The organism is Prevotella sp. oral taxon 317 str. F0108 (assembly GCF_000162415.1).
Lineage (GTDB): Bacteria > Bacteroidota > Bacteroidia > Bacteroidales > Bacteroidaceae > Prevotella > Prevotella conceptionensis.
This window is the reverse complement of sequence record NZ_GG740072.1, coordinates 1,688,759-1,710,052: the sequence shown is the minus strand read 5'-3', so window position 1 is coordinate 1,710,052 and position 21,294 is coordinate 1,688,759. Positions and strand designations below refer to the sequence as shown.

Sequence of the window (21,294 nt, the reverse complement as noted above, 5' to 3'; positions counted from 1 at the left end):
CAATAATGAACAGTGGCATCTTGGCTAGCCTTTCGGCATCTGTGCGGCAGATGAAGGTTGCACGTGCCGTTATCGACATGGCAAAACGAATGCCCAATAAAGACAAACCATCGCAAAAAGTGAAACAATATCGTTTTTTGTAAAGAAGAACAGGTTTTGCAAAAGCAGCCATTAAGCGACCAACAACAGCATACGCAGGTCAATACAAGTAGCTTGTACTGCCGCTACAAAGATGCTTGTAGCCCCACTACAAGCAACATGGTACGGATGTGTAGCAGGCAAATTGCTTTCTAAAACCCCATTCATTTTACTATCAATAGAACATCAGCGTGGACTTAGAACATGTTTTCACATAGTTGCGCAGCTTGAATAGGGCGCGGTAGAGGTACATACCTTGATGGCAGAGCAGTGTATCTTCACCCCCGAACATCATAAACAGGTCTTAAAACAAAAGAAAGGCGTATGAGAAAAATTGCTTTTTGGGCATTAGCCTTATTCATGATGGCATGCCAGACGGCCCTCGCCGGAAATTACGACTCGCTGTGGAAACAGTACGAGGTGGCAATTAAGAAAGACTTGCCAAAGACAGCCATCGGCATATTGACCCAAATTGAGAAACGGGCAAAGGCCGATAAGCAATACGGCTCAATGCTCAAAGCCGTTATTTGCAGGGGTGCTTTGCAGTCGGCCATTGCTCCCGACTCACTGCTTGGCGAGGTAAAAGGATTGGAAGAGGCCGAGTTGGCGGTTAGAAATTCCCAACCTGTGTTGGCTGCCGTGTACCAATCGGCGTTGGCGCAGATGTATTGGGACAATCCCAATATGGGAGACAGCAAAGCCCAAAAGAGCAAGGCATATCTCGAAATGTCATTGCAGCATCCAGAATTATTGGCGAAGACATCGGCCAAAGGTTACGAACCGCTGTTGGAACCTGGCATCGACAGTCGCATTTTCAATAACGACCTGTTGCATGTTCTGGCTATGGTGTGCGAAAATTATTGCCTAATGTACGACTATTACTCGAAGGCTGGCAACCGGCGAGCGGCCTGCATCGTGGCCAGTATGATGTTTCGCAAGGGATACAACAACTTTTCGGGACGTACAATCGAGCGGGGAGGCGAAATTTCACCTTGGTCTTTCTATAAGTCGCACACCGTTCACCAACTCGATTCGCTCATTGAGATATATTCCGACCTACCCGAAGTTGCCGAATTGGCACTTGTTCGCTATAAGATGATGGAGTCGGCATACGACGTTCCTGAGAAAGACGTGATAGAGTACATTAATACAGCCTTGGCTAAGTGGGGTGGGTGGCCGCGTATGAACGTCTTGCGCAACGCATATAAAAAACGCATTAACCCCACGTTCGATGTGAAACTAAGAGAACTCACGTTGCCCAATACCCCACAGCAAGTGCATCTTACAGGCGTACGCAATATCGGGAAGGTTGCGATGAAGGTGTGGCGGTTAGATGTTGATGGGCTGTTTCAAAAGGATATAGAGAAACCTGAGGTGCTGGATAGCCTCAAACATAAGATGAGTGCCGTACCTTCGGCCAATCGCGAATGCAAGTTTGTGAGGAAGCTCCCTTACAAGTATTCAACAGATTCGGTGCTGTTGCAGGGCTTGCCCGTGGGCACGTACATGTTGGAGTTTATCTCCGACAACAAGGATGTGCCTGTTCGGCGAGTGCTCTTAGCTGTAACCAATGTTACGGCGGTGGTGCAAGCATTGCCCGCTAACCGCGTGCGCATCGTCGTGTTAAACGCCACTACGGGCTATCCCATGCCCAATGCTAAGGTAAGATTGACCCTTAAAGATAGGCGCAAGTATGAATTTAGGGTAGAACATCAAGACTGCGATGCCAACGGTGAGTTGGAATATAAAGTGCGTGCTGATGAATATCTGAGTGCCATTCATCCCTATACGCCCACTGATGTATATGCGCATGAAAATAATTATGAAAGCTATTATGGCTATTATGACAATAAAAGGCGATACGCAACGTTACATTTGTACACCGACAGGAGCATATACCGCCCAGGACAAACTGTACATTTGGCCGGCATCTGCGTTGAACGCGGAACGGACTTGGAGCGAAAGCCGATAGCGGGAGAGAAGTTGACACTGGTGCTTTACGACGCCAACTACCGAGAGGTGGCCCAAAACGATGTCGTTACAGATGCTTTCGGCAAATGTTCCACACTGTTCACCTTGCCTTCTGGCGGACTCACAGGTGCATTCGAGGTGCGTTCAAGGGGCAAGGTATATAGCAGTATACAAATTCGGGTGGAAGAATATAAGCGCCCGACATTTGAAGTTGGTTTCTCCGAAGTGAAAGAGAAGTATGCACCAGGTGACACCGTGGTGGCTAAAGGTCATGCGAAAAGCTTTGCTGGCGTACCCGTGCAAGGGGCGAAAGTGAGCTACAAGGTAAGGCGTAACCCCGCTTTTTGGTGGCACTGGCGAAATAGAAACGATGAGAGGGGCACGTTGATATCCAGCGGAACGCTCGTTACCGACGGCGATGGAACATTCAGTGTGGGCATCCCCATGATTCTACCCGATAGCAAACAAAGCTATGGATTCTATAATTTCGAGGTGATAGCCACAGTTGTAGACCAAGGTGGAGAAACCAGAGTGGGCTATATGAGCCTGCCTTTGGGTAGCAGATCCACAGTGTTAAACTGTGACCTGCCCTACAAAATAGAGAAAGACAGTCTTAAAACACTGCTCTTCAATTACAGGAATGCCTCGGGAGTGGGAATCCCCGGCACAGTTCGCTATTATATAGATAAGGAGAAAGACGTACAAACCGCCAAGGCCAATACGCCAGTGCCATTTAATGCAGCCGCCTTTTCCTCTGGCAAACACCGCTTGGTGGCCATCTGCGGGAACGACACCATTCAACAAGAGTTCATCCTTTTCAGTATGAAAGACCGTCGTCCCGTGGTTGAATCGAAGATGTGGACTTATCAAACGGCAAAGAGTTTCAACTTAGCCAACAAGCCTGTGTATGTGCAAGTGGGCACTTCGCTTAAAGACACCTATGTGCTTTACGCCATTTATTCGGGCGATAGGGTGCTCGAAAAGGGAGCAACCGTTGTAAGCGACTCGCTCATCACCATCCCCTATACCTACAAACCTGAATATGGCGATGGCATAACCATCAGTTATGTATGGGCCAAAGGCGACCATTGTTACGATACTTACATCAGCATAGCAAGGGCAATGCCCGACAAGCGCTTAGTGCCCGAATGGAAAACGTTTAGAAACAGGCTTACACCTGGGCAGAAAGAAGAGTGGACGCTGAACCTGAAATACCCCAACGGCAAGCCAGCCAACGCCCAACTGATGGCCACACTCTACGATAAGTCACTCGATCAGATATTGAACCATCGTTGGGACTTTGGTTTGGCCTATTCTTTCGGTACGCCTTCCGTTCGTTGGCAGTGGGTTTGGAACCTCCGTACCCGTTACTTAGGTGCCAGCTATCCACTAAAACTGTTGCCTGTAAACCAGTTCAACTATTATCATTTTGCCTCTGGATGTTTCCAATGGAACCACTATTTCACAAGAGCAAACGCCATGGCTGCATTAGATGTGAAGGGAAACGACATGGCTAGCCCAGAAGAAGTGATTACATCCAGAGTACAAGTAGAAAGCTATAGCGCATCTGCCAAGATCACAAGAAGTGGGGCTGCTGCCTATGCAAAAGAGGTTTCGACAGAACGCAGCAGCGATGAAGTGCTGAAAGTACGCGAAACTGGCAAAGAAGACCAAGGCCAAACGGCTGGTAAGGGCGACAAACCCACCATCCGCGAGAACCTGAACGAGACGGCTTTCTTCTATCCCGCCCTCACTTCCGATGCTAACGGTGATGTTGCCATCAAGTTTACGCTGCCCGAAAGTGTCACCACCTGGCGCTTTATGGGCTTGGCCACCGACAAGGACATGAACAACGTGCTGGTGGAAAACGAGGCCGTGGCCTCAAAAAAGATGATGGTACAGCCCAACATGCCCCGCTTTATGCGACTGGGCGACAAGGGTTGGATAACTGCCCGCGTAATCAACACCTCCGAAAAGGCGTTGACGGGAACGGCATTGCTTGAGATTGTAGACCCCGAAACAGGCAAGACCTTCCACTCAGAAACGAAGACTTGCACGGTAAATGCCGGTCAAACCACCAACGTTAGTTTCCCACTCAACTTGCAAGAAGGTACTAAGTTTTATACCGCCGGCGTACGTGTGTGGATATGTCGCATATCGGTAACGGGCAAAGGATTTAGCGATGGCGAACAGCACTACCTGCCCCTGCTGGGCGATACCGAGCTTGTCACCAACTCGAAGGCCTTCACCCAGCATCGTCCGGGTACGCTCAACATCGACCTGCGCAAGCTTTTCGCAGTAAATAGAGCGGATAATCGCCTAACGGTAGAATACACCAACAACCCTGCTTGGATGATGGTGCAGACCCTGCCCTATATGAGTAGTGTCGACGAAAGCGATGCCATTTCCCTAGCTACTTCGTTCTATGTAAACAGTTTGGGTAGTTATCTGCTTAAACAAGCCCCCGTAATAAAGAACACGGTCGAACTGTGGAAGCAGGAAAACAATGGTGAAGGCTCGATGGTAAGCGAACTTGAAAAGAACGAAGAACTGAAAACGCTGGTGCTGAACGAAACGCCTTGGGTGTGGAATGGCAAGAACGAAACCCAACAACGCCAAGAGTTAACGCGTTTCTTCGACGAGAACGGTATCACGTATCGCCTAAACCAGGCCACAAACAAGCTGCGTGCGTTGCAGCGTGGTGATGGTTCGTGGAGTTGGTTCCCAGGTATGGCAGGCAGTAGCTACGTCACTTTGACCGTAGCCGAGATGGTAACGCGCCTGCAAACCCTAACGGGCGGGCGCACCGACATGAACCGCAACCTGAAAAGGGCATTCGATTTCATGGGGAAACGGGTAACAGAAGAAGTTGCTGCAATGAAGAAACGCGAGCAACGAGGCGAGAAAAACGTGCGCCCTAGCGAATGGGCTGTGCGCTACCTTTATGTAAGTTCGCTGGTAGACAAGGAATATTACGAGGACGTTAAGGCCGATCGCGCCTACCTCATCAGGCATTTGGCCAAGCAACCTGCTGCGTTTACCATCTATGGTAAGGCCGTTGCAGCTGTTATTTTGGCCAAGAACGGCTATGCGCAGATGGGCAAAGAGTATTTGCAGAGTATTCGCGAGTACAGCGTGTTTACCGAGGAGATGGGCCGCTACTACGACACGCGGAAGGCCTATTACAGCTGGTTCGACTACAAGATACCCACGCAGGTGGCCGCCATTGAGGCCATACAGGCCCTCGAACCCCACGACACGACCACCCTCGACGAGATGAAACGTTGGCTGTTGCAGCAGAAACGCACGCAGGTTTGGGACACGCCCATCAACAGTGTCAATGCCGTTTACGCCTTCCTCAACGGCAACATGCAGGTGTTGCAGGCCGCCGCCGACTCGCCCGCCAAGCTCTCTGTGGACGGCAAACGCCTCGAAACGCCCAACGCCTCGGCTGGTTTGGGCTATGTAAAGACCACCATGACGGGTGCTAACCTCAACACCTTCACCGTAGACAAGACCGCCCCCGGCACGTCGTGGGGTTCTGTCTACGCCCAGTTTACGCAGCGCACAACCGACATTGCCGATGCCTCGATGGGCCTGAGCATTAAGCGCGAGCTGCTGTACGACGGCGAATTGAAGGTGGGCAGCAAGGTGAAGGTGCGCATAACCATCACTGCCGACCGCGACTACGACTTCGTTCAGGTGGTAGACAAGCGCGCCGCCTGCATGGAACCCGTAAATCAACTTACGGGCTATCGCGGCGGATTTTACTGCTCGCCACGAGACAATGCTACCTATTATTATGCCGACATGATGCCAAAGGGCACGCATGTAGTAGAGAGTACCTTTTATATAGATCGCCCCGGAACATTCACAACGGGCACTTGCACCGTGCAATGCGCTTACAGCCCTGCGTATATGGCACGCACCAAGGCCCTAACCATAACGATTAAATAAACAATAACAATAATGAACAACAGTATTTTGGCGGCCATGTTCCTCTCTATGGCCAGCCTTTCGGCCTCGGCACAGCGTATGGAAGCTGTACGCGCGGCCATTGATTGTGGGCAAGTGCTGTATCGCACGCCCGTAACCGCAGTATTCGAAGTAAAAAACAAGGGTGGAAAACCGCTGCGCATCATCGATGTTCGGAAGAGTTGCGGATGCACAGAGGTTAGCTATCCCAAGACCGAAATACCTGCCGGGCAGGTGTTTAAGGTGCAAGCCACCTACGATGCCGCCCAAATGGGGCACTTCAACAAACAAGTTGGCCTCTATGGGCCATCGGGAAAAGACCCCCTTGTGCTAACGCTGAAAGGCGTTGTGGTTGAAGAAGTGGTAGACTTTTCAGGCACTTACCCCTTCACCCTTGGCGATGTGATGGTAGAAAAGAACAACATCGAGTTCGACGACGTGAATCGCGGCGACCGTCCCGTGCAGAAAATACACATCATGAACAATTCGGGCAAGCCCGTACAGCCTGTATTGATGCACCTGCCGCCGTACCTCCAAGCCGATGTTTCGCCCTCAACCATCATGTCGGGGCGTGGTGGTGTGGCCACTATTACGCTCGATTCGCGTTCGCTCCGCAACTTCGGACTAACCCAAACCAACATCTATCTGGGCATGTTCCCCGGCGATAAGGTGTCGGCCGACAAGGAAATAAGCGTGTCGGCAGTTCTTTTGCCGGGCTTTAACGAGTTGTCAACGAAAGCCCTTCACAACGCGCCACAGATAAAACTCTCGGCAACGAAGGTAGACCTTGGCGCTATTTCAGGAAAAAAAGTGAAGAAAGCCGAGATAGATATTGCTAATGTTGGCCATAGCACGCTAGACATTAGCTCGCTGCAAATGTTCACCGCAGGGCTTAAACTATCGCTCAACAAAACGCACATCGTGCCAGGCGATATGGCCAAGCTTAAAATAACGGCCGACGAAAAGCAGCTTAAAAACGTGAAGGCTGCACCGCGTGTGCTGATGATTACCAACGACCCCAAGCAGCCCAAGGTTGTGATAACCATTAATGTGAAATGATACAGGTAGAGATAGACAACGGTAGTGGCTTTTGTTTCGGCGTTACAACGGCCATCAAAAAGGCCGAAGAAGAGTTGGCGGCAGGCAAAAAGATGTATTGTCTAGGCGATATTGTGCACAATGGCATGGAAGTGGAACGCCTAACGGCTATGGGTATGACCACCATCAACCACGAACAGCTACGTGAATTGCACGATGTGAAAGTGTTGTTGCGTGCACATGGCGAGCCACCCGAAACCTACGAACTTGCCCGTCGCAACAACATCGAGATTATTGATGCCACTTGTCCTGTGGTATTGCAGCTGCAAAAGCGCATCAAGAAACAGTTCGATGCCAACCCCGACGCGCAAATCGTAATCTTTGGAAAGAACGGACACGCCGAAGTGCTCGGTCTTGTGGGGCAGACGCGCAGCGAAGCCATCGTGATAGAGCATTTCGACGAGGTGTCAAAGTTGGATTTCAATCGCGACATCTACCTCTATTCGCAAACCACGAAGAGCTTAGACGAGTTCCACCGCATCATCGAGTACATCCAATCGCACATCAGTTCCACGGCCACCTTCCGCAGTTTCGACACCATTTGCCGACAAGTGGCCAACCGCATGCCCAACATTGCACGCTTTGCAACCCAACATGACGTGATAATCTTTGTGAGCGGACGGAAAAGCAGCAACGGAAAGGTGCTTTTTAACGAGTGCAAGGCCGTAAATCCAAGGAGTTATCATGTGGAGAATGCCAGCGAGATAAACCTCGATTGGTTTGCCGATGCCCAAACGGTGGGCATTTGTGGAGCAACCAGCACCCCCAAATGGTTGATGGAAGAATGTCGCGACCATATTCTGGATGCACATAAGCAGCCATAGTCTGCGCGCAAGTGGCCTCGCCCACAGCGGTATGCTTGGTTGTAACTAACTAACAAACAAACTCACCTCTGAGTCCTCTTACAAGAGCATGTCTTAGGGGTGAGTTGTTGTTTGCTAGCTGTCGCGCACTTCTTTGTTATGCGCTGCTGGCCCATGTAAAGTTGTTTGGCTCTTACTTAGAACTCAAAGCCAAACTGTATCTTGATGGCCGATGTGGGCGTTCCATCGAAATCCACGTTATAGTAATACTCATTACTTTGGCCATAATTATAGGTTTCGCTGAGATATACATCGTATAACAGGGCATAGCCAATGGCTGCGTGCAGGGCTAACTTGTTGGTAAGGCCGAAACGACAGCCCAACATGGGGTTGAAATAAAAGCCTTGAATGTCTCTGCCGAATGCATAACCAAACTTAGTGCCTACGAAGGGCGAGATGGGGCCATTGATAAAGTTGGTACGTATGTCGAGATAAATGGGGACGGTAACCGTATTGGGCTTGCCAAAATACTCAAAGCCGATGCCACCACCCACAAAAAGTTGCGGAAGAATTTGGCTACCAAGGCTAACGCTTAATCCTTCTCTATGATAACTGCTGCCGTCTAAACTGGCCGAAAAGCTACCTTCCACAAAGCCTTTAAAGCCTCTGGCTATTTTTTTTAGGCCATTGAAAGTCGGCTCGTCTTCGCTCTTCTTTTCTTTCTTTGCAATCTCGGCATTCTCTATACGTGCAACATCGTTCGTGTTGTAAACAAACAAGCTGCCGTCTGCTGTTTTTATCTTTACCTGCTTATTGGGTATTATTTCTACCAGCTGACCACGTATTACGTTGCCGTCTTTAAGATAAACCACGTCTTTCGTTGTTTGTGCAAAGGTTGTTACCGATGCAACAAGCATCAGTGTCAAAGTTAGTAATGCTTTCTTCATGTCGCTTTTGTTTTCTTTTTGTAAAGGTAGTAAGGGTTGCGGGTTTCCTTTATGTTGTTTCGCGATAAAGCACATGGGGCACAATGCCTGATGCGCCTTATCGCTTTTTTATTTTAGAATTCAAAGCCAAATTGTATTTTAATTGCCGAGATGGTAGAAATACTTCGCCTGAATGTGGTTGTGCCGTATGGGCTGTAGTAGCGTTCCTCGTGTGTATAATCAGCGTTTTGCAGGGCATAGCCAATGGCGGTGTGCAGGGCCAACTTGTTGGTAAGCCCGAAACGGCATCCAATCATGGGGTTGAGATAGAAACCTTCGAAGTCGCCAAGAGCCGTATAACCCACCTTCACGCCAAGGAAAGGACTGATAGGGCCATTGATAAAGTTAACGCGTACATCGGCGAATACAGGTACCGTAAGCACTTCCGGCTCGTTGTAATATTCAAGTCCAAGTCCTGCGCCAACAAACAGCTGTGGTAAGATTTGGCTACCCAAGCTAACGCTAAGTCCGCCCCTGTTAAAGTCGCTACCATTCATGCTTGCCGAGTACGAGTCGTCGATAAATCCCTTAAAACCCGTGGCAATCTTGCGCGTTCTGAACGACGACTTGCGTTCGCTGCGCTGCTCTTTCACTTCTTTCTCCGCTTTTGCAATGCGGTCTACTTCACTTGTGTTGTAAACAAACACACTTCCATCTGCTGTTTTTATCTTCACCTGTTTCTCTGGCACCATTTCTATGAGCTGTCCATAGATAACGCTACCGTTTTTGAGGTACAACACATCCTTTGTCGATTGGGCAAAGGTTGCGGTGGATGCACCTAGCATCAGGGCCAATATCAATAGTACTTTTTTCATGTTGAGTTTGTTAGTATGCGCAAATATAGCAAATATTATTAATACTTGTTCCGTTTTGTGGCATAAATTATGTATTTAGTTGGAGAGTTTTTAAGTTTATGAGTTGAGTATGTGATTTCCTGAGTATGTGAGTATGTGAGTTTGAGCTTATGAGTTAGTTTTGAGTTTATGAGTTTGGGCTTATAGGTTTGTGAATTTTTAAGGTTATGAGTTTTTGTGTTTGAGCTTATGGGTTGGAGAGTTTTTAAGTTTATGGTTTTTTGAGTCTGAGCATATGGATTGGTGAGTTTTTAAGTTGATGAGTTTTTGAGTTTGAGCTTATGGATTGGTGAGTTTTTAAGTTGATGAGTTTTTAAGTTTGAGCTTATGGCTTGGTGAGATTTTAAGTTGATGAGTTTTTAGGTTTGAGCTCATGAGTTAGTTTTTGAGTTTATGAGTTTGAACTTATAAGTTAAGGTCGTCATGCCTTTTAGTGCAAGCTCTGTACCCGCTCGCCTTGGCGAACGTAAGTGTATGTGTTTTCCATGTCGTTGCCCATGCGTGTGTATGTGGATGACTTGATTTTGTCTGGTTTTTAGTCGGAAATTTAACATTGTGAGTGCCTTTTTGCCCACCAATCGCTCGCCTTGCCGCAAATAATCGATTCTCGCGAAGGTTTGTTTTGATGCAAAAAGGGGGTAACCTGCTAATGCGGCAAAATGAATTTTTATTTAAAGTAACCGCCATTTGCACCCGTTTCTTTGCTATTTGCTGCTACATTCAGTGCAATATGCCGCAAAACGCAGTGCATTTTGGTGCTAAACGCAGTGCGTTTTGATGCTAAATGCCTTGCGATTTGCTGCTAAACGCAAGGTGAAATGGTGCTAAATGCGCTGAAAAATGGTGCTAAACGCATGATGAAAAGCATAAAAATACGTTGCAATGGTATAAATACAACCCTCTCGAACCATTAGGCACATGGCTCAGAAGGGCAAATTAACCATGAAAAAGTGGGGTTTTGGGTGCTAAAAGCGGGTAATTGGGCATAAAAAATAATGAGTCCGCAACCAATCTAGTAAGGCTAAATGGTGCAAAATGCAGGCCTTTTTCTTAAAAAAGGACATATTGGAAGACGTGAAAGGTTATAAAAAGTGGGAATTTATCCACTTTTTGGCCTGTATTTCGCTAGAACGGAGTGAAAATTAGAACGATATTGTAAAATAAAAAACAGTATTTTAAGGTTTTGAGTTGGGGAGTTTATGAGTTTTTGAATTGGTAGGTTTATGAGTTAATGAGTTTATAAGTTGGTGAGTTTGCAGGTCGGTGAGATTATAAGTTGGTGAGTTTATGAGTTAATGTGTTTATATGTTGGTGGGTTTATGAGTTAATGAGTTTATAAGTTGATGAGTTTGCAAGTTGGTGATTCTTTGCGCCGATAAGTTTAATTCACCACCTCACCACCTCAAAAAATCATTAACTCCCCTCCTCAACAGCTTATAACCTCAAAAACTCCCTAACTTGTTAACTCAAAAACTCAAAAACTCATCACCTCATTTTTGCACCTATTCCGCCAAATTGTTGTACCTTTGTGCTAATCAATAAACACGAAAATGAACATCTGTATCGTAGCGGGTGCGCGCCCAAACTTCATGAAGGTGGCACCCATTGTACATTCAATAGAGAAAGCGAAAGAGCAGGGTAGGGACTTGAACTACCAACTAGTGTATGCAGGACGTGAAGACGACCCCACGCTAGAAGGCTCGCTCTTCAACGATTTGCAGCTTGCAAGGCCGCAAGTGTTCCTCGGTGTAGACTGCGAGAACCTGAACGAGCTGACAGGACAAGTAGTGTCGGCCTTTGATAAGTACCTGAGGAATCACCCCACAGACGTGGTTCTTGTGGTAGACGACCTCGCATCTACCCTCGCCGTTGCCATTGTTACCAAGAAAAAGGGAATTTTGTTGGCCCATTTGGTGGCAGGTACGCGTAGTTTCGACATCGATATGCCCAAGGAAATTAACCGATTGGTTACAGACATGCTTAGCGATTTGCTTTTTACAGCAGGCATGCAGAGCAACAGCATCGCCACGCGCGAAGGGGCGGAACTATCTAAAATATATATGGTGGGCAACATCCTGATGGACACCATGCGCTTTAATCACAATAGGTTGGTGCGCCCTGCGTTGCTCACCGACTTGCAACTTAACGATGGCGGGTATCTCGTTTTCACGCTTAATCGTAAGGCGCTCATCGCCAATACGCCCAATCTTTTGGCTATGGTTAGGCAGATTGCAGCGGCATCAGTGCATGTGCCCGTGGTTGCTCCCTTGCGCGGAGCGGCAGCCAAGGCCGTTAACGAGTGCTTGGAGCAGTTGGGGTGCCCTGCCAATGTGCATGTGGTAGAGCCGCTTTCGTACTTGGAGTTCGGCTATCTTACGGCCCATGCTAAGGGTATCATTACCGATTCGGGTAACGTGGCCGAAGAGGCGACGTTCAATGGCGTGCCTTGCATCACGCTGAACAGCTATACCGAACATGCCGAAACGGTGAAACAGGGTACGAATGTGTTGGTGGGCGAAGACCCTGAGGCTCTTGCCGCTGCCCTAAACACACTGCAAGCAGGACAATGGAAACACGCTTCAATACCCGACCGATGGGACGGACGCAGTGCAGACCGCATTGTTAGTATCTTGTTGGAACAGAGAAAGGGATGAGGAGTTAAGGAGTATGTATAGGTGGTGTCAGGTTAATAGAACAAGTCGGACTGGTCTGACTTGTCAGGAAGTTAAAATGAACTAGAAATCTAGAAACCGCTAGATAACTTTAAAGGGCGCAGCCATTTTTTCACCCTTTCACCTTTTCACCCTTTCACCTTTTCACCTTTTCACCCTTTTACCTTTTCCCTCCCTCCTTGGAGAGGATTAGGTGGTGAGGCCTTTTTTATCAACAAACAATTTTATCAACAAACAATGGAAAAACGAACAATACCCGTGGTGGGCATGGCTTGTTCTGCCTGTTCTGCCAATGTAGAAAAGAAACTTAATTCGTTGCCAGGCATAAAGAGTGCGGCAGTGAATTTGCCTGGTCGTACGGCTTTGGTGGAGTATAATCCCGAGGAGGTAAGTCTCGAAAAGATGAAAAGCGAAATCAATGCCATTGGCTACGATCTCGTGATAGAGACCAATCGTTCGGCAGAGGCCATAGAACGTCGCGAGCTGCAACGGCTAAAACGGCGCACGCTGCTTTCGTGGGGCTTTGCCCTATTGTGCATGTGCGTGTCTATGGGATGGCTTAACTTGGGCGGAAAAAGCATGAACAACCAGGCGGCTTTGCTCTTGGCCTTGGCCAACTTCGTGGTTTGTGGCGGCGAATTTTTCTCGCGTGCTTGGCGTCAACTGCGTCATGGGTCGGCCAATATGGATTCGCTTGTGGCCCTATCCACAAGCATTGCTTTCCTTTTCAGCGCGTTCAACACCTTTTGGGGCGATGCCGTATGGGGCGCGCGAGGCATTGTTTGGCACACCTATTTCGATGCCTCGGTAATGATTATCACCTTTGTTCTTACAGGCAGACTGCTCGAAGAGCGCGCCAAAAACGAGACGGCAGGCAGCATTAGGCAGCTAATGGGACTTGCACCCAAGACCGCACGCCTTATCGACGGCGACGAAATGCGCGATGTGCCCATTGCCACTATCGCTGTGGGCGATGTGTTGGAGGTTCGTGCAGGCGAGAAAGTGCCTGTTGATGGCGTTGTTACCACGGCCGAAAGCTTTATGACGGCCGATGGCGCATATATAGACGAGAGTATGATAACGGGCGAACCAACACCCGCTTTGAAACAAAAGGGCGCGAAAGTGCTGGCTGGAACGGTGGTGTCGCAAGGCAAGTTCAGGTTTAAGGCACAGCAGATTGGCGAACATACGGCCTTGGCCCAAATCATCAAGATGGTGCAAGAGGCCCAAGGCAGCAAGGCTCCCGTGCAGCGCACGGTAGACCGTGTGGCGCGTGTTTTTGTGCCAACGGTGGCCTTGATAGCCCTTGTAACCTTCCTTTTGTGGTGGCTGTTGGGCGGAAATACAGCCCTTCCGCAAGCCATTCTCTCGGCTGTTGCCGTGCTGGTCATTGCTTGTCCCTGTGCTATGGGCTTGGCCACGCCCACTGCTTTGATGGTGGCCATTGGCAAGGCGGCACAGATGAACGTGCTGATAAAAGATGCGGCGGCACTTGAAAGCCTTAAAGGGGTGAACGCGATGGTGATAGACAAGACGGGAACGCTGACCATTCCCAACCAAAACATCGACTTTACCAAGGCCGACGACCTGCCGCTTGAAATGCGCGAGACCCTTAAACCCCATGCCGAAGAGGCCATGGCCGAATTGCAAAACATGGGCATTGAGGTGTATATGATGAGTGGCGACAAGGATGAGGCTGCGCGTTATTGGGCGCAGAAGGCCGGAATAAGGCACTATCGCAGTAGGGTTTTGCCACAAGATAAGGAGAACATGGTGCGCCAACTGCAAGCCGAGGGTAAGCGGGTGGCGATGGTTGGCGACGGCATCAACGACACGCAAGCCTTGGCTTTGGCCGATGTGGGCATTGCGATGGGGCGTGGAACGGATGTGGCAATGGATGCAGCGCAGGCCACTTTGATGGGCGACGACCTTCGCCGACTGCCCCAAGCCATACGCCTAAGCCGTAAAACAACAGCTATGATTGGGCAAAACCTGTTTTGGGCCTTTATATATAATGTGGTGTGCATACCGCTTGCGGCAGGTGTGCTCCATCTTTTCGGCATCAATTTCCAGATAACGCCCATGTGGGCCAGTGCTCTTATGGCCTTTTCTAGCGTAAGTGTGGTGCTCAACAGCTTGCGTTTGAAGTTGGCCAAATAGCTGTTCGTAGAATAACTTAACCCCCTAAATAAAGATAATATGCAGAGAAAACGTTTTGCCATTTTTAGTCGTGGGCTAGCTTTGGTGCTGCCATTGATGTTGGTTTTGTGTGTGCAGGTGGCTTTCGCTGACCGGCCTTTGAAGTTGCTGGCCATCGGGAACAGCTTTTCGGAAGATGCCATCGAGCAGAATCTTTTTGAGTTGGCGGGTGCAGCAGGCCACCAAATGGTTATCGGCAACATGTATATTGGCGGTTGTTCGCTAGAAAGACATTGGGGAAATGCGCAGAGCAACAAACCCGATTATAATTATCGCAAGATAGAAGTGGACGGAAAAATGACTCGTACGGCCAACTATACGCTCGACAAGGCTTTGCGCGACGAGCAGTGGGATTACGTAAGTTTGCAGCAGGTTAGTCAGCTTTCGGGCATGTACAGCAGTTTTCAGCCCCATTTGGATAGTCTTATCGCCTATGTTCGTGCGCGTGTTCCAGCCACCACTAAGCTGATATGGCACGTTACTTGGGCATACGCGCAGAACTCAACGCATGGCGGATTTGCCAACTACGACCGCGATCAAGGCAAGATGTATCGTGCCATCGTTGAGGGCGCACAACGCTTGAAGAAAGAAAACGCACAGTTTAGCCTCTTTGTTCCCGTGGGCACGGCCATTCAAAACGCCCGTACTTCGTTTGTTGGCGACCATCTTAACCGCGACGGTTTCCATCTCGACCTCGTGTTGGGGCGTTATATCGCGGCTTGCACATGGTTCGAATGCCTGTTCGGGACGAATGTTGTTGGCAACAGATATGCGCCAAAGGGATTGGATAAGGCCCAGAGAGAGGTGGCGCAATGGGCGGCGCACCTCGCCGTTGAACGGCCTTTCGAATGTTCGCCAATAGATATTGTCGACATCGACACAAAGGTTTCGGCAAGCGAACAGGGTGAAAAGAAATAGAATGAAAGCAGGCGTGAAATACCTTTAAGGTACATCACGCCTGATTTTTGTTTAGCCCAAACGGGCGAAGTGGACGTTTTGCTTGCATGGTAAGCACGTGGCTACCATGTTTAGAAGTGGTGCTGGGCGTGTAGGTTCGTAAACATGTACGTTACAATCTAACGCATTTTATTCGTCAAATTCAGCCTTATGGCCTACTGCTTAACCTCAATAAGCGTGGTTTGGTTGCCGTTTACAAACAACGCCTGCTGGTTGGTGATGGGTTTTAACCCCAGCTTGGCATATTTGACAAGCATTTTTTCGGTAACTTCTTCGAAAGGAAAACTTTTGTAATGGGGGAGCGGATAGAAGTCTACCAGCCCCAAACCTTCGAACGATTTTAATTGCGGTGCAGCCTTTTTGGCTTCGTCCATGTCTTTTGCATACGAAGTGTTGGGGGCTAAAATGATTGAACCGGCCGACTCGCCAATGTAGGGTTTGCCCCCTTTCACTTGTTCGAGTATGATGGTTTTTGCACCACTCTTTTCCAATTCTTGTAGTAGGTAAAACGTGTTTCCGCCCGAAACATAAATCAAGTCGCAACGTTGCAGTGTGCGTTCGATTAAATCCTTGGGCGCGCTACTCACGTCCAACACTTCAATATTTAATCCCAAATTCTCGAAAGCCTCTTTGGCTTCGTCAACGTAGTCGGTATATTCTTCGAACAAACTTGCGGTAGGGATGAACGCCAACTTCTTACCTTTCAAGTCGCCACCTACAAATTGGGGCGTGAAAGACGAAACAGCGGCAAAATAGGAGCATAAGAATAGTTTAACCATCATTGAATGTTATTTGTGAATAGATAGGTGGGATGTTGGCCTCTGTGGGGCTTTCCCGTCTTTATGTAGGTGTTTAAACCGTCTGTTGGTTAAGCCGTTAATGCGTGGCAAAATAAACTTGTCAAGCTGTTCAACGACTTCCAAAATTAATAAAAACCAGCGAACAAGCAAAAGAAGCGCGAAAAAAGTAGTACCTTTGCAGACGAAAAAAATGTATAGAGTGCTTGGTAAACCTCTTTAAAAACAAGAATTATGAACAACAAGGATAATAAAGTGAGTGTGCTGTTCATGCTTTTCAGCATACTCTTTTGCGTTTGCTTGATAGCGGCAAACGTGTTGGAAACAAAGCAAATAGCGTTTGGTTCAATCAGTTTGACGGGTGGTTTGATTGTATTCCCTGTGTCGTATATCATCAACGACTGCGTATGCGAGGTGTGGGGCTACAAGAAAACGCGCATGTTGATATGGACGGGCTTTGCCATGAACTTCTTCTTCGTGATGTTGGGTGCCATTTGCGACATGATACCCGGTGCGCCTTATTGGACCAACGACGAGGGTTTCCATGCCGTTTTCGGCTTGGCACCCCGCATAGCGTTTGCGTCTTTCTTGGCTTTCATTTGTGGTTCGTTTGTAAATGCCTATGTCATGAGCAAGATGAAATTGTCTTCGGGCGGCAAAAACTTCTCGTTGCGCGCTGTGGTTAGTACCATTTTCGGCGAGTCGGTAGACTCGATTATCTTCTTTCCACTGGCGTTGTGGGGCGTAGTTCCCACCGAAGAACTGCCTTGGTTGATGCTTTGGCAGGTGTTTTTGAAGACCGCTTACGAGGTAGTTGTGCTGCCGTTGACCATCCGCATAGTGCGTTATGTGAAACGACACGAGCAGGTTGACACCTACGACAACGACGTGAATTACAGCATTTGGCGCGTGTTTAGCATTTAGTTTATAAGCTCACCACCTCACCAAACTAACTTTACTGATAACAAAAATGGATAAGAACAGAGAAACCGAGGGCTTGAAATCATTGGGAAACAACACGAAATATAGCATGGATTATGCGCCCGAAGTGTTGGAAACGTTTGAGAACAAGCATCCTGAGAGCGATTATTGGGTAAGGTTTAATTGCCCCGAATTTACCTCGTTGTGCCCCATTACAGGGCAACCCGACTTTGCTGAGATACGTATATCGTACGTGCCTAACGTGCGAATGGTGGAGAGCAAGAGCTTAAAGCTATATCTTTTCAGCTTTCGCAACCACGGCGACTTCCACGAAGACTGCGTGAACATCATCATGAAAGACCTCATTAAGCTGATGAATCCAAAGTATATTGAGGTTGTTGGGCTGTTCACTCCTCGTGGCGGCATCAGCATTCATCCTTTCGCCAACTACGGAATGCCCAATACGAAGTATGCAGAAATGGCCGAACGGCGTTTCGCGGAGTACGGAGGATGAGGGAAATTTGTGAGTAAATACGTTGACGAATAGGCAAGTTTGCTGGTTGACGAGTAGTTAAGCTCACAAGTTAATGTGCGGATACTAAGGCGGATAGACAGGTTAACCGGTCTACCCGCCTTATTGTTTGCACCCACCTAGCCTGCAAACATCACCATCAGTCCACCAATAATAATGTACAAGGCGGCATAGGGTAGGGCCGAACGGAGTATCTCGCCATCCTTGCCTTGCATGTCGCAAGCGGCCGTTGCGATGGCTATACTCTGTGGCGAAATCATCTTTCCGCCTGTTGCACCTGTGGTGTTGGAGGCCACAATCCAATTGGGATCGGCATGATGGAGTTGTGTTGCCACGTTAGCTTGCAGCTTGGCGAAGAGTATGTTCGACGAAGTGTCGCTGCCTGTAACGAAAGTTCCAATGGCACCGATTAACGGAGCGAACAGCGGATAGGCCTTACCCGTAATGTTGGCCAGCGTATCCGCGATGACAAGTATCATGCCCGCATAGTTCATGATGGCTGCCAAGGCCACAAGCGAGATGATGGTAACGGTGGTTTTGCGCAGGTTTACCACCGTTCGAGCCAGCGAAACGAGCAGTCTGCGGGGTGAAACGCCTTGCACCAAGCCGCCTAACACCGTGCCTAAGAACAGCATTAGGCCGGCATTGCCTATCCATGCGAACGAGAAAGCCGTGCCTGGGGCGTGTATGGGCAAGGCTATGCGCGACACCAAGGTAGACTTTAAGAAGGCATTGATGGGTGGAAAGAGTGGTCCCGAAAGCAAAATAAACAATAAGATGAAGGCGTACACCGCCCAAGCCCTAAGCGTTTGGCTGGCGGTGTATGCCTTTTCGTTTTCCTCTTTTTTCTTCGGCGCAAACAGTTTGGCGTAAATAACGATGGCCACGATAGCTGCCAACGAGCCGATAATGGCCGGTGTTTCGGCTCCCAAATAACGTGCCACGAGGTATTGCGTGCCTAACGACACGGCACCCACCCACACTGCCAACCGCACATTTTTAAGTATTGCGCCCTTACTGTGATTGGTTAGCGTAAGGATGATAAAGGGCAGAACGAAGTAAAGCACGGATAATTGCATCACGGCATATACCGAAAGCTGCGAGATAAGTTCTTGCGAGGCAGCTCCACCAGGTGCAATTTCGTTGGCCAAGGTTATCACGGGCACGCCCACAGCACCGAAACCAGTGGGTACGGTGTTGGCGATGAGCGACACTAATGCACTGAAAAGCGGTTTGTAACCCAACGAAATAAGTATGGCTGCGGGAATGGCAACGGCCGTTCCGAAACCTGCCATGCCTTCAAGCAGTCCGCCAAAGCCCCAAACGAGCATCAATACCGTTACGCCATCATCGTCGGAAAAGGATGTGAATTGTGCCTTGATAACGTCTATCTGCTTGCTTTCCACCAACACATTATAGCTAAACAAGGCCATCAAAATGATGATGAGGATGGGAAAGACGGCTTTGAGTGTGCCCTCGACAAAGGCCCATGCCACGCCCGATTGTGTGAAACCATCGGGGGCGAAGTTCATGGTTGGTGCGAGAAACACGGCTATTGCCGCCGTGGTGAGCAAGCTGATAAAGGCACTGCGGTGGCCTGCCATCTTGAAACCAAGCATCAAGACGAAGAGCAGAACGATGGGAAGGATTGAAACGAGTGCGGCCATAAGGTGCTGTTTTGTTGGGTTATAGGTTGGTATCTGTGTGCGCGGCGTTGGCGATAGGTTGCTTTCGCCGGCATTGTATTGGGCAAATATAGCAAAAAATGCTGGATGTGCCGCTCTTTTAAGGGTATAAAATGTTGAAGGGCGAACGCTCTCTTGCAGGACATTCGCCCCATATTGGGTTTTGCTAGTGGCGCGTTTGGGATGTAGCCAAGTTAATTTCTAGCTTGGATGTATCTTTTAGCCAGTTTGCGTTTGTGCGCTGTTATGGCGTGTTGCTTGGTCTTTTAGTCGTTATAGTCGGCCACAATCTCGCAAATCTTAATGATAACGTTCATGGCTTTTTCCATTACTTGCACCGAAACAAACTCGTAAGGCCCGTGGAAGTTTACGCCTCCTGCGAATATATTGGGGCAAGGCAGCCCCTTGTAGCTTAGCTGTGCGCCGTCGGTTCCTCCGCGTATGGGTTTCACTTTGGGCGAAACGCCGCTTTGCATCATGGCTTGCAGAACGATGTCTATTACGTGCATGTTGGGGTCTATCTTCTCCTTCATGTTGTAATATTGGTCGTTTAGCAGCACTTTAACCGTTCCTTCGCCGTATTTTTCGTTCATGGCGCGAGCACATTTCTCGAAAAACGCCTTGCGATCTTCGAACTTATCGCGGTCGTGGTCGCGTATGATGAAGTTCAGTTTGGCCGCCTCGGTGCTGGTTTGCATACCAATGAGGTGGTAAAAGCCCTCATATCCTTCGGTCGTTTCGGGCGTTTGGTTGTCTGGTAGCATGTTGCAGAACTCGCAAGCCAGTCGGTTTGCGTTAATCATCTTGCCCTTAGCATAACCCGGATGCACGCTAACCCCCTTGATGATGACCTTTGCGCCGGCGGCATTAAAGTTCTCGTACTCCAATTCTCCGAGGTCTCCGCCGTCTATTGTGTACGCCCATTCGCAGCCAAACTTCTCTACATCGAAGTGGTGTGCGCCCTTTCCAATCTCTTCGTCGGGGTTAAAGGCCACGCGAATGTCGCCGTGTTTCACCTCGTTATGGTCGCGCAGCCAGCACATGGCCTGCATAATCTCGGCAATACCAGCCTTGTCGTCGGCTCCAAGTAGTGTGGTTCCATCAGTTACGATGAGGTCTTCGCCCACATGACTTTTTAGTTCGGGGAACTTCGTTGGCGATGAAACGATGCCTGGCGACAATTCGATGTCGCCTCCATCGTAATTCTTCACGATGCGTGCCTTTACGTCTTTGCCGCTGCTGTCGGGGCTAGTGTCGTAGTGCGAGATAAAACCGATGGTTGGAATTTTCTTCTTGCAGTTGGCTTTCAGCGTGCCATAGAGATAGCCCATGTCGTCCATCTCTACGTCGCTTAAACCCTCTCGTTCCATCTCCTTCTTTAAGTATTCGGCGAAGACGAGCTGTTTCGGGGTGCTCGGAACCGACTCCGAGTTGTCGTCCGACTGTGTGTCGAACTTGGTATAATTAATAAATCTTTCTGTTATTTCCATGTTTGGTTTTAAGTTTGAACGAGCCGCGCGGGCTTAGTCTTGGCTTAGTCTGCGTGGTTTGGCGTGTGCGTTGGCGTTCCTTTCTTGTTGGGGGAGGGTGGACAATGTGGCTGCCCTTTGCCCAATTTGTTGTTTAGAATAACCGTACGCGTTGCTTAGCCGTTCGTATGGGTTTATGTTTTTGTTATTGTTAATGTAAAATTGACTTTTGTTTTT

At 48.8% G+C, this 21,294-nt stretch carries 15 protein-coding genes; 9 read left to right on the top strand and 6 right to left on the bottom strand.

Going from position 1 to position 21,294, the window contains the following annotated elements:
- Positions 1 to 5: 5 nt before the first annotated feature.
- The 4 genes from HMPREF0670_RS16270 to HMPREF0670_RS06555 all read left to right on the top strand — a co-directional run bounded on the left by HMPREF0670_RS16270 (position 6) and on the right by HMPREF0670_RS06555 (position 8,006).
- Positions 6 to 143 carry a hypothetical protein gene (locus tag HMPREF0670_RS16270; RefSeq protein ID WP_157579554.1) on the top strand — a complete coding sequence of 46 codons (138 nt, stop codon included), beginning with the start codon at positions 6 to 8 and terminating at the stop codon, positions 141 to 143.
- 319 nt (positions 144 to 462) lie between these two features.
- A complete protein-coding gene (locus tag HMPREF0670_RS06565) occupies positions 463 to 6,066 on the top strand; it encodes an alpha-2-macroglobulin family protein (RefSeq protein ID WP_009230368.1) in 5,604 nt (1,867 codons plus the stop codon).
- 12 nt (positions 6,067 to 6,078) lie between these two features.
- Positions 6,079 to 7,143 (top strand): DUF1573 domain-containing protein, encoded by a 1,065-nt coding sequence (locus tag HMPREF0670_RS06560; protein WP_009230367.1) that lies wholly within the window; start codon positions 6,079 to 6,081, stop codon positions 7,141 to 7,143.
- Positions 7,140 to 8,006 (top strand): 4-hydroxy-3-methylbut-2-enyl diphosphate reductase, encoded by an 867-nt coding sequence (locus HMPREF0670_RS06555; protein WP_009230366.1) that lies wholly within the window; start codon positions 7,140 to 7,142, stop codon positions 8,004 to 8,006. The genes HMPREF0670_RS06560 and HMPREF0670_RS06555 overlap by 4 nt, the downstream gene beginning before the upstream one ends.
- A 176-nt stretch (positions 8,007 to 8,182) precedes the next feature.
- Here the strand turns inward: HMPREF0670_RS06555 and HMPREF0670_RS06550 are convergent, their stop codons facing one another.
- Both HMPREF0670_RS06550 and HMPREF0670_RS06545 read right to left on the bottom strand, forming a co-directional pair.
- Positions 8,183 to 8,932, bottom strand: a complete 750-nt coding sequence (locus HMPREF0670_RS06550; protein WP_044077901.1) for a hypothetical protein — start codon at positions 8,930 to 8,932, stop codon at positions 8,183 to 8,185.
- Positions 8,933 to 9,045: 113 nt separating this feature from the next.
- Positions 9,046 to 9,786 carry a hypothetical protein gene (locus tag HMPREF0670_RS06545; protein WP_009230364.1) on the bottom strand — a complete coding sequence of 247 codons (741 nt, stop codon included), beginning with the start codon at positions 9,784 to 9,786 and terminating at the stop codon, positions 9,046 to 9,048.
- Between the two features lie 1,589 nt (positions 9,787 to 11,375).
- Here HMPREF0670_RS06545 and HMPREF0670_RS06540 point away from each other — a divergent pair.
- The 3 genes from HMPREF0670_RS06540 to HMPREF0670_RS06530 all read left to right on the top strand — a co-directional run bounded on the left by HMPREF0670_RS06540 (position 11,376) and on the right by HMPREF0670_RS06530 (position 15,614).
- Entirely contained in the window at positions 11,376 to 12,479 is a 1,104-nt protein-coding gene (locus HMPREF0670_RS06540) for a UDP-N-acetyl glucosamine 2-epimerase (protein ID WP_009230363.1), read from the top strand.
- 255 nt (positions 12,480 to 12,734) lie between these two features.
- Positions 12,735 to 14,657 (top strand): heavy metal translocating P-type ATPase, encoded by a 1,923-nt coding sequence (locus HMPREF0670_RS06535; protein ID WP_009230362.1) that lies wholly within the window; start codon positions 12,735 to 12,737, stop codon positions 14,655 to 14,657.
- 39 nt (positions 14,658 to 14,696) lie between these two features.
- On the top strand, positions 14,697 to 15,614 hold the full coding sequence (locus tag HMPREF0670_RS06530; RefSeq protein ID WP_044077781.1) for a DUF4886 domain-containing protein: 918 nt from the start codon (positions 14,697 to 14,699) through the stop codon (positions 15,612 to 15,614).
- Positions 15,615 to 15,808: 194 nt separating this feature from the next.
- Here the strand turns inward: HMPREF0670_RS06530 and HMPREF0670_RS06525 are convergent, their stop codons facing one another.
- Positions 15,809 to 16,435 (bottom strand): Type 1 glutamine amidotransferase-like domain-containing protein, encoded by a 627-nt coding sequence (locus tag HMPREF0670_RS06525; RefSeq protein WP_044077780.1) that lies wholly within the window; start codon positions 16,433 to 16,435, stop codon positions 15,809 to 15,811.
- A gap of 249 nt (positions 16,436 to 16,684) precedes the next feature.
- Between HMPREF0670_RS06525 and HMPREF0670_RS06520 the strand changes: the two genes are divergently transcribed.
- Positions 16,685 to 17,374 (top strand): queuosine precursor transporter, encoded by a 690-nt coding sequence (locus HMPREF0670_RS06520; RefSeq protein ID WP_009230359.1) that lies wholly within the window; start codon positions 16,685 to 16,687, stop codon positions 17,372 to 17,374.
- 46 nt (positions 17,375 to 17,420) lie between these two features.
- The gene (gene queF, locus HMPREF0670_RS06515; RefSeq protein WP_009230358.1) at positions 17,421 to 17,885 is read left to right on the top strand and encodes a preQ(1) synthase; all 465 of its coding nucleotides are present in this window, start codon (positions 17,421 to 17,423) and stop codon (positions 17,883 to 17,885) included.
- Positions 17,886 to 18,022: 137 nt separating this feature from the next.
- Here the strand turns inward: queF and HMPREF0670_RS06510 are convergent, their stop codons facing one another.
- The 3 genes from HMPREF0670_RS06510 to HMPREF0670_RS17045 form a co-directional block, all read right to left on the bottom strand.
- The gene (locus HMPREF0670_RS06510) at positions 18,023 to 19,570 is read right to left on the bottom strand and encodes an L-lactate permease (RefSeq protein ID WP_009230357.1); all 1,548 of its coding nucleotides are present in this window, start codon (positions 19,568 to 19,570) and stop codon (positions 18,023 to 18,025) included.
- Positions 19,571 to 19,854: 284 nt separating this feature from the next.
- Entirely contained in the window at positions 19,855 to 21,078 is a 1,224-nt protein-coding gene (gene pepT / locus HMPREF0670_RS06505) for a peptidase T (RefSeq protein WP_009230356.1), read from the bottom strand.
- A 33-nt stretch (positions 21,079 to 21,111) separates the two neighbouring features.
- Positions 21,112 to 21,294: hypothetical protein (locus HMPREF0670_RS17045; RefSeq protein WP_044077779.1), on the bottom strand; the 183-nt coding region annotated here is incomplete at its 5' end.